This is a genomic window from Agrobacterium vitis, from assembly GCF_037039395.1.
Classification (GTDB): domain Bacteria; phylum Pseudomonadota; class Alphaproteobacteria; order Rhizobiales; family Rhizobiaceae; genus Allorhizobium; species Allorhizobium vitis_E.
Map to the genome: position 1 here is coordinate 3,833,141 of NZ_CP146242.1, position 15,192 is coordinate 3,848,332.

The window sequence follows — 15,192 nt, forward strand, 5'->3', positions numbered from 1 at the left end:
GGCCCGGATCGACCGGGCCTTTTGCTTATATGCCTTGCTTAGATTTTGTCAGCTTTGCACACCGCGCGCGGTCGACGTCACATCGAAGGCCTTGCGGGTCGCTTCATCGCGGCCATAGACGTCGTCGTAATAGCGGACGACCCCATCCTTATCCGGCCAGGCGGTGAAATAGGCGACATAAACAGGGAACTTCTGCGGCACCTGCACGGCGCGGTTCTGGCCGGAGGCAATCTGTGCATCGATGTCTTCGACTGTCGTACCCATCACGGCTGCGGCCATGACGCGCGGCTCGGCCAGACGCACACAGCCGTGGCTGAGCGCACGCATATCGCGTTTGAAGAAGCTCTTCGCCGGTGTGTCATGCATGTAGATGGCATGGGCATTCGGGAAAAGGATCTTCAGGTCGCCCAACGCATTGTCGCTGCTTGGCGGCTGGCGCACATCGACATCGCTGGTCGTGTACCAATCGACCTGCGAAGAGGCCACCTTGCGGCCCTTGTAGCTGACTTCATAGCCGAGACGGTCGAGATAGCTCGGGTCCTGGCGCAGCTTGGGCAGCATTTCATTGACGATGATCGACCGCGGAACGCCCCAATAAGGGTTGAATTCCACCGTTTGAATCATGTTCTGGAAGAAGAAGGTCTGGTGCTGGGGCGCTCCGACCACGACCTTCATGGCAATCTGCTGCTGGCGGTCGTTGAAATAATAGGCCTCGAAAGCCGGCTGGTTGATGAACACATAGCGCGGCCCCAGATCGGCAGGCAACCAGCGCAATTGCTCCATGGCAACCACGAGCTTTTCGATCTTCTCGGCATTGGAATGACCAACCATGGTGCGAACCGTTGCCTGGCCAATGACGCCGTCCGGCTTCAGGCCGCGTTCCTTCTGGTAGCTCTCGACCAGAGCCACCAGTTCCGGTGTGTAGTCCGGCGTGCCGGTGTAGTCGGTCAGCGTCAACGCATGCTCAGTCTTCAGCGCGTCGCTGCCATAGGTCTTGATGCCTTCGACGATATTGGCAAGCTCGGGATTGCTGCCGCCGGGCTTCAAGACGCCGGTCAGATTGATCTTGACGGGCTTGCTCTGCTGCTGATTGGCCTCTGCCACCAATTTGGCAAGCTCAGCCTTCAGCGCCTGGAATTGCGGATTGGCGGGATCGCGGCCATGCAGATAGGCAGCGATATCCGGGCTCGAATGCACCAGATCCAAGACCGGATCGAGATTGACAGTCTTGCGCTTGAAATCGTGATAGCCAGAAATGCGGTTCGGATCGAGCCTGCCGCGCACCGTGTCCTGAACATAGGTCAGGATCTTGGCCGACAGGTTGAGTTCGAAGGCCATCAGCGCCTGGCGGCGGGCGTCTTCGGGCATGGTGTCGAGACCATCAGGCACTTTCACCGCATAATCGGCTGGCTCAAGCCCGGCCGTATCAGCCGTTGCCAGGGCGGCAACCGCCGACTTTGCCTTGTCGGTGATGGCGGTATCGCTGGCCCAGATCAGCGCGCCCTTGTTGTTATAATAGTTTTCCACAGCCTGCGCCACGTCGGGCGTGGCTTCAACCTTGACCTGCGACATGGCGAGATGGGCGACGGCCAGGGCATGGTCTTCACCAAAAACCGGAATCGGCATGTCCGGTGCCTTGATGGAGATCGCACGCTTGCTCTCGGCCTTATAGGCATAATAGCGAGGTGCGGCGACCTTCTGGATCGGCTCTGGATCGCGCAATTGGGCCTGGGGAATGATTTCCGCCGGCGCTGGCTGGCGACGCTCCTCCGACCTGCCGCGCAGCAGATCCATCAGGGTCGTGGCGCTCGCCGTCTGCGGCAGGGCGGCCACAACCGTGGACGTGGTCAGGAGGACTGCAATCAGCGCCCGGTTCAGTGAAGGTTTCTGCAACTGCTTTCCCCATTCAGAAAGGTCAAGGTCGGGATTCGAAGTCGGTCCCCGAATATTAGCCGGTTCCCTAGCCGATTGCATCGGCTTTGGAAAGTTAACCATGCTAAAATGCTTGAAAAACAGAGGGTCAACTTTAAGTGACCGATCAGCGCGCAGCCATGGTTAACACGACGTCAAGGTTAAGCCGGGAATTGGTTAAAATTCAGTAACCGCAGATCCTTTCTTCCACCAAACTTTGATGACATTACCGCGACTGTACAACCGACCTGGCCTGTAACCGGGATGCTTTGACGCGGGCGCGAAAACATGTATCAAAGCGTCATGTTTTACGGCGACCGTCGTCGAGCCGGTCAACGGAGCCCCGGTCAACGGAGCAATTGCGTATTCAGACCCATCAGTTGGAGACACATCATGACTGCAACCCGTACCGAAACTGATACATTTGGCCCTATCGAGGTTGCCAGCGATCGATATTGGGGCGCGCAGGCGCAGCGCTCCCTGGGCAATTTCAAGATCGGCTGGGAAAAGCAGCCCCTGCCGGTGGTGCGGGCCCTGGGTATCGTCAAGCAGGCGGCGGCCCGCGCCAATATGGCGCTCGGCGGGCTGGACTCGACCCTCGGTGAAGCAATCATCAAGGCGGCGCAGGAGGTGATCGACGGCAAGCTCAACGATCATTTCCCGCTGGTAGTTTGGCAGACCGGCTCCGGCACGCAATCGAACATGAATGCCAATGAAGTGATTTCCAACAGGGCGATTGAAATGCTGGGCGGAGTGATGGGTTCGAAAAAGCCCGTTCACCCCAACGACCATGTCAATATGAGCCAGTCGTCCAACGACACCTATCCGACCGCCATGCACATCGCCTCGGCCGAATATGTCGTGCATCATCTGATTCCCGGCTTGAAGCATCTGCATGCGGCACTGGATGCCAAGGCCAAGGCTTTTGACCACATCATCAAGATCGGCCGCACCCATACCCAGGACGCGACGCCACTGACACTCGGCCAGGAATTTTCCGGCTATGCCGCACAGGTCGCCTCCTCCATCAAGCGGATCGAGCTGACGCTTCCAGGCCTTTATGAGCTGGCGCAGGGCGGCACCGCCGTCGGCACCGGGCTGAACGCCCCCATCGGCTTTGCCGAAAAGGTCGCCGAAGAAATTGCCGCGATCACCGGCCTGCCCTTCGTTACCGCGCCCAACAAATTCGAAGCGCTGGCCGCCCATGACGCCATGGTGTTTGCGCATGGAGCGATCAGTGCGGCGGCGGCGGCCTGCTTCAAGATCGCCAACGACATCCGCTTCCTCGGCTCCGGCCCGCGCGCGGGTCTTGGCGAACTGGCCCTGCCGGAAAACGAGCCTGGCTCCTCGATCATGCCCGGCAAGGTCAATCCAACCCAGTCGGAAGCCATGACCCAGGTCTGCGCCCATATCTTCGGCAACAATGCCGCCCTGACTTTTGCGGGCAGCCAGGGCCATTTCGAGCTGAATGTCTATAATCCGATGATGGCCTATAATTTCCTGCAATCGGTGCAACTGCTTGGCGACGCCGCCGTCTCCTTCACCGACAATTGCGTCGTCGGCATCGAGGCCCGCGAAGACAATATCAGGAAGGGCGTCGAAAACTCGCTGATGCTGGTGACGGCGCTGAACAGCAAGCTCGGCTACGACGCCTGCGCCAAGATCGCCAAAACTGCTCACAAGAACGGCACGACATTGCGTGAGGAAGCCGTGGGCGGCGGCTATCTGACCAATGAGGAGTTCGATCAGTATGTCCGGCCGGAACTGATGATCGGGCCGAAGTAAAAACTCTACTTGATTCGATTAGATGAGCCTCGCTATAAATTTGTAAAGCGGGGCTCAAATGTTTTTAGTATCTGACATAACAGCGAAAAGTGCTGTACGGATTGGAAGTATTTTTGTGCCGCCTTGCGCGGTCGAAAATAGGCTGCAATCAACTTGCAAACAAATTTTAGTACACACCAACCATCCTGAATATCCATACCAACTACTCGGAAGCATGACCTGTATAAAAATATATGACCGGTATTTTGGAGTCTGTACGGGTCATCAGATAAGTGAATCTCAATTCGAAAACACATCTATATTTATTTTTACAAAAAACCTCACCGTAACAGCAAGTAGGATATACACATTTGATTGCGATGAATCTGACTTATCAATTCGAATATTTGAATTTTCTGAAGCTGTTCTTGAAATGAAATCGATTTCAAACCAGTTCTTTGAAGTATCACCTGTATCAATTTGGCCGAATCAGGCGAGAGACCATTTTGCTATTTTTGGCTTTCCAAGCAAATTTCAAAAAGTGGATAGCACTTATGAAACAAAAACGGTGGTTGTTTCTGCAAAATACAACAGAAAAAGTAACTCTCCGTACACCCATGTGCTTGAGATAAAAGAAAATTTTGAATTAACTTCAGATGGCATGAGCGGAGGAACGGTCTATTATATGGCGGGCTATCCCGGGGATTACTTCATCGGGTGGGCCGGCATCGTTGTAAGGGGTGGAAATCCATCAAAATATTTATATTTTATAGAATCTGGTTTTATCTTGGAGAAAATTACGGAAGCTATATCGCAATAAGCTGCTAAACATCTGAATATTCGATTCACAAATCTACTTTAGAATCATTTGCAAACTGCGCTTCGCCGAACTAGACCAAATGCCGAAAATCCGTTTGGCAAAAAGGCTCCTTCGATGGCTGACGATCTCTTTCCCCTTGGCGAAGACACGACTCCCTACCGCAAACTGACCGCCGATTACGTCTCGGTGGAAACATTCAAGGGCCAGGACATTCTGGTGGTGGAGCCGGAGGGCCTCAGGCTTTTGGCCGAAACCGCGCTGTCCGACATCAACCACCTGCTGCGCCCCGGCCACCTGAAGCAGCTTGCCTCGATTCTCCAGGACCCGGAAGCCACCGACAATGACCGTTTCGTGGCCTATGACCTCCTGAAGAATGCCAATATCGCCGCCGGTGGTGTGTTGCCGATGTGCCAGGATACCGGCACCGCCATCGTCATGGGCAAAAAGGGCCGCCGCGTCTGGACGGACGGCGGCGATTATGAAGCCTTGGCCCGCGGCGTGCGCGACGCCTATGAAAAGCGTAACCTGCGCTACTCGCAGTTGGCACCGTTGAAGATGTTCGAGGAAAAGAACACCAAGACCAATCTGCCCGCCCAGATCGACCTCTATGAAGAGGGCGAGGATGCCTATAAATTCCTGTTCATGGCCAAGGGCGGCGGTTCGGCCAACAAGACCTTCCTTTACCAGGGCACGCCTTCGCTGCTCACCCATGACCGGATGATTGATTTCCTGAAGGACAAGATCCTGTCGCTCGGCACGGCAGCCTGTCCTCCCTATCATCTGGCGATCGTCATCGGCGGGCTTTCGGCGGAAATGAACCTGAAAACGGTCAAGCTCGCTTCGGCCCGCTATCTCGATGGACTGCCCACCGAAGGTTCCGAAAGCGGCCATGCCTTCCGCGACATCGAGATGGAGCAGGAAATCCACAAGCTGACGCAGTCGCTTGGCGTCGGCGCCCAGTTTGGCGGCAAATATTTCTGTCATGACGTGCGGGTCATCCGCCTGCCGCGTCATGGTGCCTCGCTGCCGATTGGCCTTGGTGTCTCCTGTTCCGCCGACCGTCAGGCGATGGGCAAGATTACCCGCGACGGGATCTTTATCGAGCAGTTGGAAACCGATCCGTCGAAATACATGCCTGACATCGACGAGGCCGCCCTCTCCTCCTCCACAGTCAGCATCGACCTTAACCAGCCGATGAGCGCCATCCTGGCCGAGCTGACCAAGCATCCCGTCAAGACCCGGCTGTCCTTGACCGGCACGATCATCGTCGCCCGCGATCTGGCGCATTCCAAGATCCGCGAACGGCTGGAAAATGGCGAAGGCATGCCGGACTACATGAAGAACCACCCGGTCTATTATGCCGGCCCGGCCAAAACGCCGGAAGGCTTTGCCTCCGGTTCCTTCGGGCCGACCACGGCTGGCCGCATGGATAGCTATGTCGACCAGTTCCAGTCGTTTGGCGGCTCGATGGTGATGTTGGCCAAGGGCAATCGCTCCCGCGCCGTGCGTGAAGCCTGCAAAACCCATGGTGGCTTCTATCTCGGCTCCATTGGCGGGCCTGCGGCCCGGCTTGCCCAGGACTGCATTCGCCATGTCGAAGTGCTGGAATATCCGGAATTGGGCATGGAAGCCGTCTGGAAGATCGAGGTTGAAAACTTCCCGGCCTTCATCGTGACCGACGACAAGGGCAATGACTTCTTCCAGGAATTCAATCTCTGAGCATTAGCCCAGGCGCGAAGGCAATTATTTGGCTTCGCGCCTGTACTTCAATATTTTACTCTGATTTTTCTATAATAAACGACAATCTTAAATTTCCCGGCATTCTTTACTTATCGCTTTAAATATTTACTCACCATTCAGCCCTAATCCTGAGCGAGGATTATCGGATGGGGCTGGCAGAATGAACACCGCAACATTGGCGCGATCGCAGGGGCTCGATATCGCAACGCAAATTTCCTTTGCGATGCGCTCGATGGGCATTTCGCCGCTGCCAAGAAATTACGAGCTGTTCTACGAGGCCTATATCGGCTCCAACCCGGTCCTGACCCGCAGGGTGACCGCGCTTGGAAGCCGGGCCACCCAGGATGACCTCGACCGGATTGCCGAGGAGTTTTTCGGCCACAATTCCAACCGCATTATCGAAAATGCCCATTCAAGGCTGGTTTCGGAACTGGACAATCTGCTGCGCCTGATGAAGCAGGAACAAAGCTCGCTGGAGACCTATAACAAGCTGCTGGATGAGACCTGCTCACGCATCAATGCCAAGAGCAGCGGCAGTGTCGATCTGCTGCGCAATGCAATCGCCCTTTTGACGCGAGCAACAGACGATACGCTGGCCCATGGCGAAAAGACCGCCGAAAGCTTTACTCAGAAATCCGTTGAAATGGATGCCGTGCGGCGTGAACTGGACGAATACAAGCGGATCGCCAATACCGATTCTCTGACCCGGCTTGCCAATCGCCGCGCCTTCGATGAGCGGATGGCCGGACTGTTCAACTATCCCTCGACACTGACGACAACGTCGCTCATGCTGATCGATATCGACCATTTCAAGAAGATCAACGACACCTTCGGCCATCCGGTCGGCGACAAGATCCTGGCGACCGTTGCCGGTGTCATCCGCGCCAATGCACCGCGTGATGCCTTCGTGGCACGGGCGGGTGGCGAGGAGTTCGCCATCATCGTCGAGGGCATGCCGGATACCGAAGTGTTCGGCCTGTGCGAACGCATCCGCACCAATCTGGAAAACACCCTGTTTCGCAATTCCCGCACCGGTGTCAATTACGGTCCGGTCACGGTCTCCATCGGCTTTGCCCTGGCCGCCAATTGCCAGGACCCCGGCGAACTTTACAGCCGCAGCGATATCGCCCTTTACTGCGCAAAGAATGCCGGTCGCAATTGCAGCAGGCCGTTTGAGCCGGGCATGCGCAAGGATTTTGCCAAGGGCTGGCTGATCTACAAGGGGTGAGACCTGATATAAAAGCACCTACACCGTATCGCGCGACAGGCCCTTTGCCTCCAGATCACGCAGATAATCCGCAAACTTCGTCTCACCAGTTTGCCCAAGCTCGCGCAGATAGGCCCAGGTGAAGATGCCGGTATCATGGCCGTCGTCAAAGCCGATCCGCACCGCATAATTTCCGGTTGGAATAAGTTTGGCAATCGCCACATTGCGCTTGCCGGGCACGGTAATTTTCTGGCCCGGACCATGGCCCTGTACCTCCGCGGACGGTGAAAGCACCCGGAGCATTTCCGCCGCCACACTGACGCTTTCCCCATTATCGAAAACCAGCGTCAAAAGCCGCCGATCCGGTGACACCCTGATTTCCTTCGGCCAAACTTCGCTCACCACATTCTCCCTGTCATATTTTAAAGTACCGCACGCAACACAATCCGAGGAAACCGCTTCGCACTTTTCGGTCTGATCATTTTTCCATTCGCATCAGATGAACTTCCTTGCCGCTATTGCGGACGCAAAACCGCTTCGCACTTTTACTGCAATAGCTCGAAACCGCTTCGCACTTTTCGGTCTGATCGTTTTTCCATTCGCATCAGATGATCCGAAAACCGCTTCGCACTTTTCGGTCTGATGCTGTATCACCCGATTCAGTCCGATCCAACTTATTCCAGTCGTCCAGCCTGTTGCCTTGCTTGACGGATCGCAATGCGCGCACCAGATTAGTGAGCAATCATGGAGGTTCGCTTGGATTATGCCCCCCGCCTGCACCAGCCGGCGCCAAACTTGCAGGAAAATCAGACCTTGCAGGCCCATGCCGGTCTACAGCCAGCGCAGATGCCAGACAAAATGATAGACCCTTTCGGTCGGGCCGTGACCTATCTTCGGGTGTCGGTGACGGACCGGTGCGATTTCCGCTGCACCTATTGCATGGCGGAAAACATGACCTTTTTGCCGAAAAAGGACTTGCTGACACTGGAGGAACTGGACCGGCTCTGTAGTGCCTTCATCGCCAAGGGCGTGCGCAAGCTACGCCTGACCGGTGGTGAGCCGCTGGTGCGCAAGAACATCATGTTCCTGGTCCGCAGTCTGTCACGTCACTTGCAAAGCGGCGCGCTTGAGGAACTGACGCTGACCACCAATGGTTCGCAGCTCGCCCGCCACGCAGCCGAACTGGCCGACGCGGGGGTGCGCCGCATCAATGTCTCGCTGGATACGCTGGACGCGCAGAAATTCCGCACCATCACCCGCTGGGGTGATCTCTCTCAGGTCATGAAAGGTATCGATGCTGCCCAGGCGGCGGGTATCCACATCAAGATCAATGCAGTTGCCCTGAAAGGTTTCAACGAGGATGAACTTCCCGATCTGATGCGCTTTGCCCATGGCCGGGGCATGGATCTGACGCTGATTGAAACCATGCCGATGGGCGAAATCGACGAGGACCGCACCGACCGCTATTTGCCCCTTTCCGAGGTTCGGCAAGGATTGGCAGAGCATTTCACCCTCCAGGATCTCGACTATCAGACTGGCGGCCCAGCCCGTTATCTGCATGTCAAGGAAACCGGCGGCAGACTGGGTCTGATCACCCCCCTCACCCATAATTTCTGCGAGAGCTGCAACCGCGTTCGCCTTACCTGTACCGGCACGCTCTATATGTGTCTCGGCCAGAACGATGCAGCCGATCTTCGGGCCGCCTTGCGGGCCAGCGAGGATGACGCGCTGCTGGCTGCGGCCATTGATGAGGCAATCCTGCGCAAGCCCAAGGGCCATGATTTCATCATTGATCGCACCACCCGTCGCCCCGCCGTATCGCGCCATATGAGCGTCACCGGCGGTTAACAGGTATTTTCAAACCTTTGCATCTACTGGTTTTCTGGATAGAACACCGCATCAGCCCGGGCGATCTGTCCAGGCGGACTGTTTGGAAAGCTTTTATTCGATGGTGCTGACCCGAAATATGAAGGGCGCGATGTTCATGGCTGCGGCCATGGCCGGCTTCACCATCAACGACGCCCTGTCGAAATCGCTGACCGAGGTGATGAGCGTCGGGCAGATCATGCTGGTGCGCGGGGCGCTGACCACGCTTCTGGTCTATTGTATTGCCCTTCAGGCCCGCGCCGTAATTTCTCCCAGACTGCTCGCCAATCCTCTGATCATGACCCGCGTGCTGTGTGAGATTCTGGCCTCGATTACCTATCTCACGGCATTGTCTGCCATCCCGCTGGCCAATGCCGCCTCCATCCTGCAATCGCTGCCGCTCGCCGTCACGCTTGGTGCTGCGATATTTCTGCGCGAGCCGGTCGGCTGGCGGCGCTGGCTTGCCATTATCGCTGGCTTTATCGGGGTGATGATTATCATCCGGCCCGGCCCGGAAGGCTTTACCCTGTCGGCGCTCTACGTGCTGGGCAGCGTGTTTTTCGCCGCCACCCGTGATCTGGTGACGACACGAATCGACAGGGCAACGCCTTCCATCGTCATCACCCTGATGACCGCCGCTGGCAACGCACTGGCTGGCGCCGCGCTCATTCCGTTCCATGGTGGCTGGCAGCCGCTATCCCTCCCGTCTTTCGGGGTACTGATCTGTGCCGCTATCTTGATGTTCATTGGCTATCAATGCATCATTCTCGCCATGCGCACCGCAGACATTTCCTTCATCGCGCCCTTCCGCTATTCGGGCCTGCTCTGGGCCATCGGCCTTGGCATTCTTGTGTTCCATGAATGGCCTGACCCCTGGATGCTGCTGGGCATGGCCGTCGTGGTCGGATCGGGGCTGTATACGTTCCACCGCGAACGGCTGCGGAAAATCCGCGATGCCAGCGCGCTGCCGGTTTGAAGCAAGGGGACGCCATGGCACCCGCTGCAACACCAACCGACCTTCCCGGCGTCATTCTGGCTGGTGGACTGTCGCGCCGCATGGGCGCGGATAAGGCAACCACTATGCTGGCAGGCCTTACCCTGCTGGACCATGTGGCAAACCGGCTGTCACCTCAGGTCGGCAGTCTCGCCGTCAACAGCAACGATCCAACCCTTACCACCCACCTGCCCCGGTTCGGCGATGCGATCAGCGGTTACGCGGGGCCGCTGGCGGGCATTGCCAGTGCCATGGAATTTGCCCGGCAGGTCTCATCCTCCAGCCATGTGCTGGTCGCGCCCATCGATACGCCCTTCCTCCCGGCAGATCTGACGCAACGTCTGCTGTCTATGGCAGCCAACGACAAAACCGTCGTGCTGGCACGTTCGCTCGGACGGGTTCACCCGGTTGTCGGCCTCTGGCCGGTAGCGTTGAAAGAACCAATCGAGCATTGGCTGGGCCAGCCCGACAATCGAAAACTCATGCGCTTCCTTCAGGATCAACCGTGTATCGAGGTCGAATTTCAGGCCGTTGAAACCAAGCACGGCCCGCTTGACCCATTTTTCAACGTCAACAGCCCGGATGATCTGGCCCGGGCGGAAATCTATCTAGAGGCCCTGCCCGATGACATCAAATGATCGCGCCCCTCACAGGGTATTCGGCATTTCCGGCTGGAAGAATTCCGGCAAGACGGGGCTCACCGAGCGGCTGGTTGCCGAACTCACACAGCGCGGCTTCAGGATTTCAACAATCAAACACGCCCATCATGATTTCGACATCGACAAGCCCGGCGCCGATAGCTACCGGCACCGTCAGGCCGGTGCGGCGGAGGTCGCTATCGTCTCCGGCACGCGATTCGCCATCATGCATGAACTGCGGGGAAGCCCAGAGCCAAGCCTCGATGAAATTTTGTCTCGGCTATCTCCCTGCGATCTGGTGCTGATCGAAGCCTATAAACGCGAGGCAATCCCGAAAATCGAGGCGCGGCGTCTGGACGCAAAGAACGCCGCACCGCTTGCCCCTGATGATCCGCATATCATCGCCATCGCTGCCGATCATCAGATCAACGACATAGACCTGCCGGTCTTCGATCTCGATGACACGATAGCGATTGCCGATTTCATCGCCTCAGCAACCGGTCTTTCCTCATAAAAATGCCGCCGGATCGCTCCGGCGGCATGGATGATATCTGAGTTCTATCAATATTATCAGCGGGCCGCCTGCACGGGCCGCACCAGCGGCGTGACACGGCGAACGGTGACGCGCCGGTTCTGCTGTTCCGGCCCATAGGTCATCACCTTGAGGAATTGCTCGCCATAACCCTGCGTGATCATGTTTTCCGGCGGAATGCCGTAAACCTGGGTGAGAACATTGGCGACCGATTCGGCTCTGCGGTCAGACAGCACCAGGTTTGACTTTGCCGAACCAACGGCATCGGTATGGCCCTCGATCAGGAAGGTTTCGCCCGGATCGTCCTTCAGCACCCTCACTATGGCATCAGCGACCTTCTTCAAGGTACCGGCCTGGTTCATGGAAATATCGGCGCTGCCGGTGGCAAACGTCACGGTATCAAGATCGATGCGGCGCATCTTATCGCGGATACGGGCAGAGTTGCGAACCTCGTCAATCGTATAGACACGCTCGACGGGCTCTACCGGCGGCTGCTCCATGAACTTGTAATAATCGCGGTCGGGCGAGCTGCCGACATCGATGATATAGTCATTGAGCGGCACACGCAGGCGCATCGGCGGCAGGTCCGCACCCGGATCGCGGTAGACAACCCGGCGGTCGTCGTCAGCGCTGTAGAGATCCGGCGAATAGAACAGCACATATTCCTGGCCATTGGCATCGATTCGCGACCGCTGGATCAACTGGCCATAGCGATTGCGCAGGCTGACGATCCGATCGCCGTTTTCCTTGAAGACGGTGATGCGGACACGCTGGTGATCCACCTGCTCATAAACCGGTGGGCGGCCATACTGGGCAAAGCGGCGGTTATCGTCGCTGCGAATGACGATCTGGCCACCGTAATCCATCACCTCGCGGTCGTCGTCGAAGCTGCGCTCGACGCGGACGTCATCAGGATAGATGAATTGCGGCTGATCGCGCAGACGGCGTCCCTGATATTGATCGATGGATTCGATGCGGATATCCGGGCGCGGACGGTTGCCGTAATAGTCCTGCTGGGCCTGAGCATCGCTTTCGGGAATTGCATAGCGATCCTGATCGTCGGCCTGCTGACGCAGACGGCGCAACTGGTCTTCGGACATGCCGCGACGCCAGTTATTGTCCTTGTCGCTGTCGAGCACGGGCGCACCGCGATCCACCGGCAGAATGATGGTTTCATCGGTCTGCGACGGCTTGTCGGCCAAAGCCCGCAGCCGCTGCAATTCTTTCGGCGTAAATGGTGCCTGTTCCTGCGGCGGCAATTGCGGGCGCAATTGCTGATCGCTCACGGCACCACCAGGCGCTCCCGGAACTCCCGGGGCTCCTGCACGACCGGGTTGGCCAGGTTGGCCGTTCTGTCCAGGTTGACCGCCTAGCCCCGGCGCACCGCCTTTTCCACCTTGACCAGCCGTTCCTCCCTGACCAGGAAGACCGCCCTGCTCACGGGACTGCGTGGCATTCATTGGCGGCAACAGAGCCGGACGAGGCTTGCCAGCGTCATCATTACCGGGACCGGGCGGTGGCGGCATAGGTGCATCGGCGCGCGGTGTTGCAGGGGCGCCAGGCTGAACGGGGGGCTGGGACGCCTTTGGCGCACCCGGCGCCTCGGCAGGTGGCTTCTGCCCACCCGGCAGCGGCGGTTCGGCCATTGGAGGCGCTGGAGGCTTACCTGCTGGCGGATTGCCAGCAGGCGGCTCTACGGGTGCGTTGGGCGCAGCTGGCTTTACCTCAGATTCAGGCGTCGTTTTGGGTTCGGGCTTGGCTTGCGGTTCCGGTTCGGCTGGCCGCGGAGCTTGCGGCTTTTGGCCTCCCTGCGGCTGGCCTACCGGTGCCTGGCTTGCGGGAGCTTGGCCTTCCGCTTGCGGATTTGCGCGCTTCTGGCCTTCCGTGGCTTTTCCAGCCGGATCTTGTTCAGCAGGATTCGGGCCGGGCTTCTTGCCAGCCGGTCTCTGGTCTTCCGGTTTCATGGGCTGCCCTTCGCCCTTTGGCGCACCCGGTTGCGGCGTACCGGGCTGCGTTACAATGCTGCGGTCGCCAACAGGCGGCATAGGCGGCTGAGCGTCGTTCTTTTTCGGCCTGACCGGTTTTTCTTGAGGCTGGGGCTTTTCTTGAGGCTCAACCGGCGGCTCGGCCATTTTCGGCGGCGGAGCCTTTTGCGGCTCTATCGCTGGCTCCATCGGCTTTTCGTGTTTTTTCGGCGGTGGCGGCTCGGCGGATGGCGCCTCCATTCCGGCCGGAGGCTTTGGCCTGGTCTGTTGGGCTGGCGCTTCTTCCCGGGCAGGTGCTTCTACACGGGCAGGCGGGGCGGCCTCACTACGGGCGGGTGGCGCTTCAGGGCGCTTCTCTTCCTTCGGCGGTTTTGCTGCCTCTGGCGGGCGCTCCTCGCCGGGCTTGCCCTCTTCGGGCGGCCCCTTCTTTTTCTGCTTCGGCAGCTCTTCCGGCGGCGGCTCGGCCTGGGCCATCAGCACGATCCCGTGACCGTCAAGTGTCGTGCCAGCCGACATCGCCCGCATCCGGCCGGCAATATCCTGGCCTGGTGCGAGATTGTCGGAAGTATAAGAGGCGGCAAAGGATGGTGCGGCAACGAGATTTGCAAGTGCAATCAGCACCGATGCCGTTATCCTGGATTGTACTGCCATGGGTTTTCCTCGCAGTTGAGGCATTTTGCCTCGTTGTTCTTGAATTCGGTTTATTAACGACGTGCTTTTACACGCCGGATTCTAGGCAGGAAGATGGCTGGGTTGGAATGAACGAAGGGTGAATGACGTGTTCACGACATCAGGCGGGGGGTGGCGAGCTTTAGCAGTTGCAATTTGCGCAAAAACGGAAAAACTGACGAAACGTTCCGGCGAAAATTCAAAGAAATTGCCGGCGTCTGCGCCAGGGGGACCTTCCCATACCCTCCTGGTAACCAACAGAGAGGATCTCATGCGTATCTCGTCACGTTTTCTGGCCGCCGCCTCCCTTGCTGCCCTATCATTGTTTGCCGGTGGCGCCATGGCTGAAGAAAAGCTCGTTATCGGTACGGAAGGCGCCTATCCGCCCTACAATAACCTGGAAGCCGACGGTTCGCTGACCGGCTTCGACATCGATATCGCCAAGGCGCTTTGCGAGGAAATGAAGGTGACCTGCACCTTCAAGACCAATGATTGGGACGGGATCATCCCGGCCTTGCAGGCGAAGAAATTCGACGCCATCGTCGCGTCGATGTCGATCACGCCAGAGCGTCTGGAAAAGGTGGATTTCTCCAAGAAATACTACAACACCCCGCCAGCTATCGCCGTACCGAAGGATTCGCCGATCAAGAGTGTTGAAGACCTGAAGGGCAAGACCATCGGCGCGCAAAGCTCTACCACCCATGCCAATTATGCTGAAAAGCATATGGCCGATTCTGAGCTGAAACTTTACCCGACAGCCGATGAATATAAGCTGGACATCACCAATGGCCGCGTTGATGCTGTCATCGACGATGTCGTCGTGCTGACGCAATGGGTCAAAAGCGATGCGGGTGCCTGCTGCAAGATCCTAACGCCGCTGCCGATCGATGAGGTCATCAACGGTCCGGGTGCAGGCATCGCGGTGCGCAAGGGTGAAACCGCTCTGGCCGACCGCTTCACCAAGGCCATCGCCGCCATTCGCGCCAATGGCACCTACCAGAAGATCAACGCCAAATATTTCGATTTTGACGTTTACGGCGACAAATAAATCGGTTTAAGACGGCGT

Annotated in this window: 12 protein-coding genes; 9 read left to right on the forward strand and 3 right to left on the reverse strand. The window is 57.7% G+C overall.

Translation table 11 applies throughout. The features are described from left to right. Positions 1-48: 48 nt before the first annotated feature. Positions 49-1,893 (reverse strand): L,D-transpeptidase family protein, encoded by a 1,845-nt coding sequence (locus V6582_RS20275; RefSeq protein ID WP_156634068.1) that lies wholly within the window; start codon positions 1,891-1,893, stop codon positions 49-51. Positions 1,894-2,304: 411 nt separating this feature from the next. Between V6582_RS20275 and fumC the strand changes: the two genes are divergently transcribed. From fumC to V6582_RS20295, 4 genes are all read left to right on the forward strand, one after another. Then, positions 2,305-3,696 (forward strand): class II fumarate hydratase, encoded by a 1,392-nt coding sequence (gene fumC, locus V6582_RS20280; RefSeq protein ID WP_156587045.1) that lies wholly within the window; start codon positions 2,305-2,307, stop codon positions 3,694-3,696. A 58-nt stretch (positions 3,697-3,754) separates the two neighbouring features. After that, positions 3,755-4,495, forward strand: coding sequence for a hypothetical protein (locus tag V6582_RS20285; RefSeq protein ID WP_156634070.1), 741 nt, complete (start codon positions 3,755-3,757; stop codon positions 4,493-4,495). Between the two features lie 114 nt (positions 4,496-4,609). Beyond that, a complete protein-coding gene (locus V6582_RS20290; RefSeq protein ID WP_156634072.1) occupies positions 4,610-6,214 on the forward strand; it encodes a fumarate hydratase in 1,605 nt (534 codons plus the stop codon). Positions 6,215-6,395: 181 nt separating this feature from the next. Beyond that, on the forward strand, positions 6,396-7,463 hold the full coding sequence (locus tag V6582_RS20295; RefSeq protein ID WP_060715615.1) for a GGDEF domain-containing protein: 1,068 nt from the start codon (positions 6,396-6,398) through the stop codon (positions 7,461-7,463). Between the two features lie 18 nt (positions 7,464-7,481). On the opposite strand, the gene V6582_RS20300 is transcribed toward V6582_RS20295, so the two are convergent. Beyond that, positions 7,482-7,844: a DUF971 domain-containing protein gene (locus V6582_RS20300; protein WP_337739374.1), complete on the reverse strand. Its 363-nt coding sequence runs from the start codon at positions 7,842-7,844 to the stop codon at positions 7,482-7,484. A gap of 444 nt (positions 7,845-8,288) precedes the next feature. Here V6582_RS20300 and moaA point away from each other — a divergent pair, with 444 nt between their 5' ends. The 4 genes from moaA (at position 8,289) to mobB (ending at position 11,454) form a co-directional block, all read left to right on the forward strand. Next, positions 8,289-9,290: a GTP 3',8-cyclase MoaA gene (gene moaA, locus V6582_RS20305; RefSeq protein ID WP_156634081.1), complete on the forward strand. Its 1,002-nt coding sequence runs from the start codon at positions 8,289-8,291 to the stop codon at positions 9,288-9,290. 100 nt (positions 9,291-9,390) lie between these two features. Then, complete coding sequence (locus tag V6582_RS20310; protein ID WP_349508907.1) at positions 9,391-10,284, forward strand: DMT family transporter; 894 nt, start codon at positions 9,391-9,393, stop codon at positions 10,282-10,284. Between the two features lie 14 nt (positions 10,285-10,298). After that, positions 10,299-10,940, forward strand: a complete 642-nt coding sequence (gene mobA, locus V6582_RS20315) for a molybdenum cofactor guanylyltransferase MobA (protein WP_156634392.1) — start codon at positions 10,299-10,301, stop codon at positions 10,938-10,940. Then, positions 10,927-11,454, forward strand: coding sequence for a molybdopterin-guanine dinucleotide biosynthesis protein B (gene mobB, locus V6582_RS20320; protein ID WP_156634393.1), 528 nt, complete (start codon positions 10,927-10,929; stop codon positions 11,452-11,454). Before mobA ends, mobB begins: the two co-directional genes overlap by 14 nt. Before the next feature lie 56 nt (positions 11,455-11,510). Here mobB and V6582_RS20325 read toward each other — a convergent pair whose 3' ends face one another. Then, on the reverse strand, positions 11,511-14,108 hold the full coding sequence (locus tag V6582_RS20325) for an OmpA family protein (RefSeq protein WP_349508908.1): 2,598 nt from the start codon (positions 14,106-14,108) through the stop codon (positions 11,511-11,513). Positions 14,109-14,397: 289 nt separating this feature from the next. Here V6582_RS20325 and V6582_RS20330 point away from each other — a divergent pair, with 289 nt between their 5' ends. After that, positions 14,398-15,174, forward strand: a complete 777-nt coding sequence (locus tag V6582_RS20330) for a transporter substrate-binding domain-containing protein (protein ID WP_156634395.1) — start codon at positions 14,398-14,400, stop codon at positions 15,172-15,174. Positions 15,175-15,192: the final 18 nt, after the last annotated feature.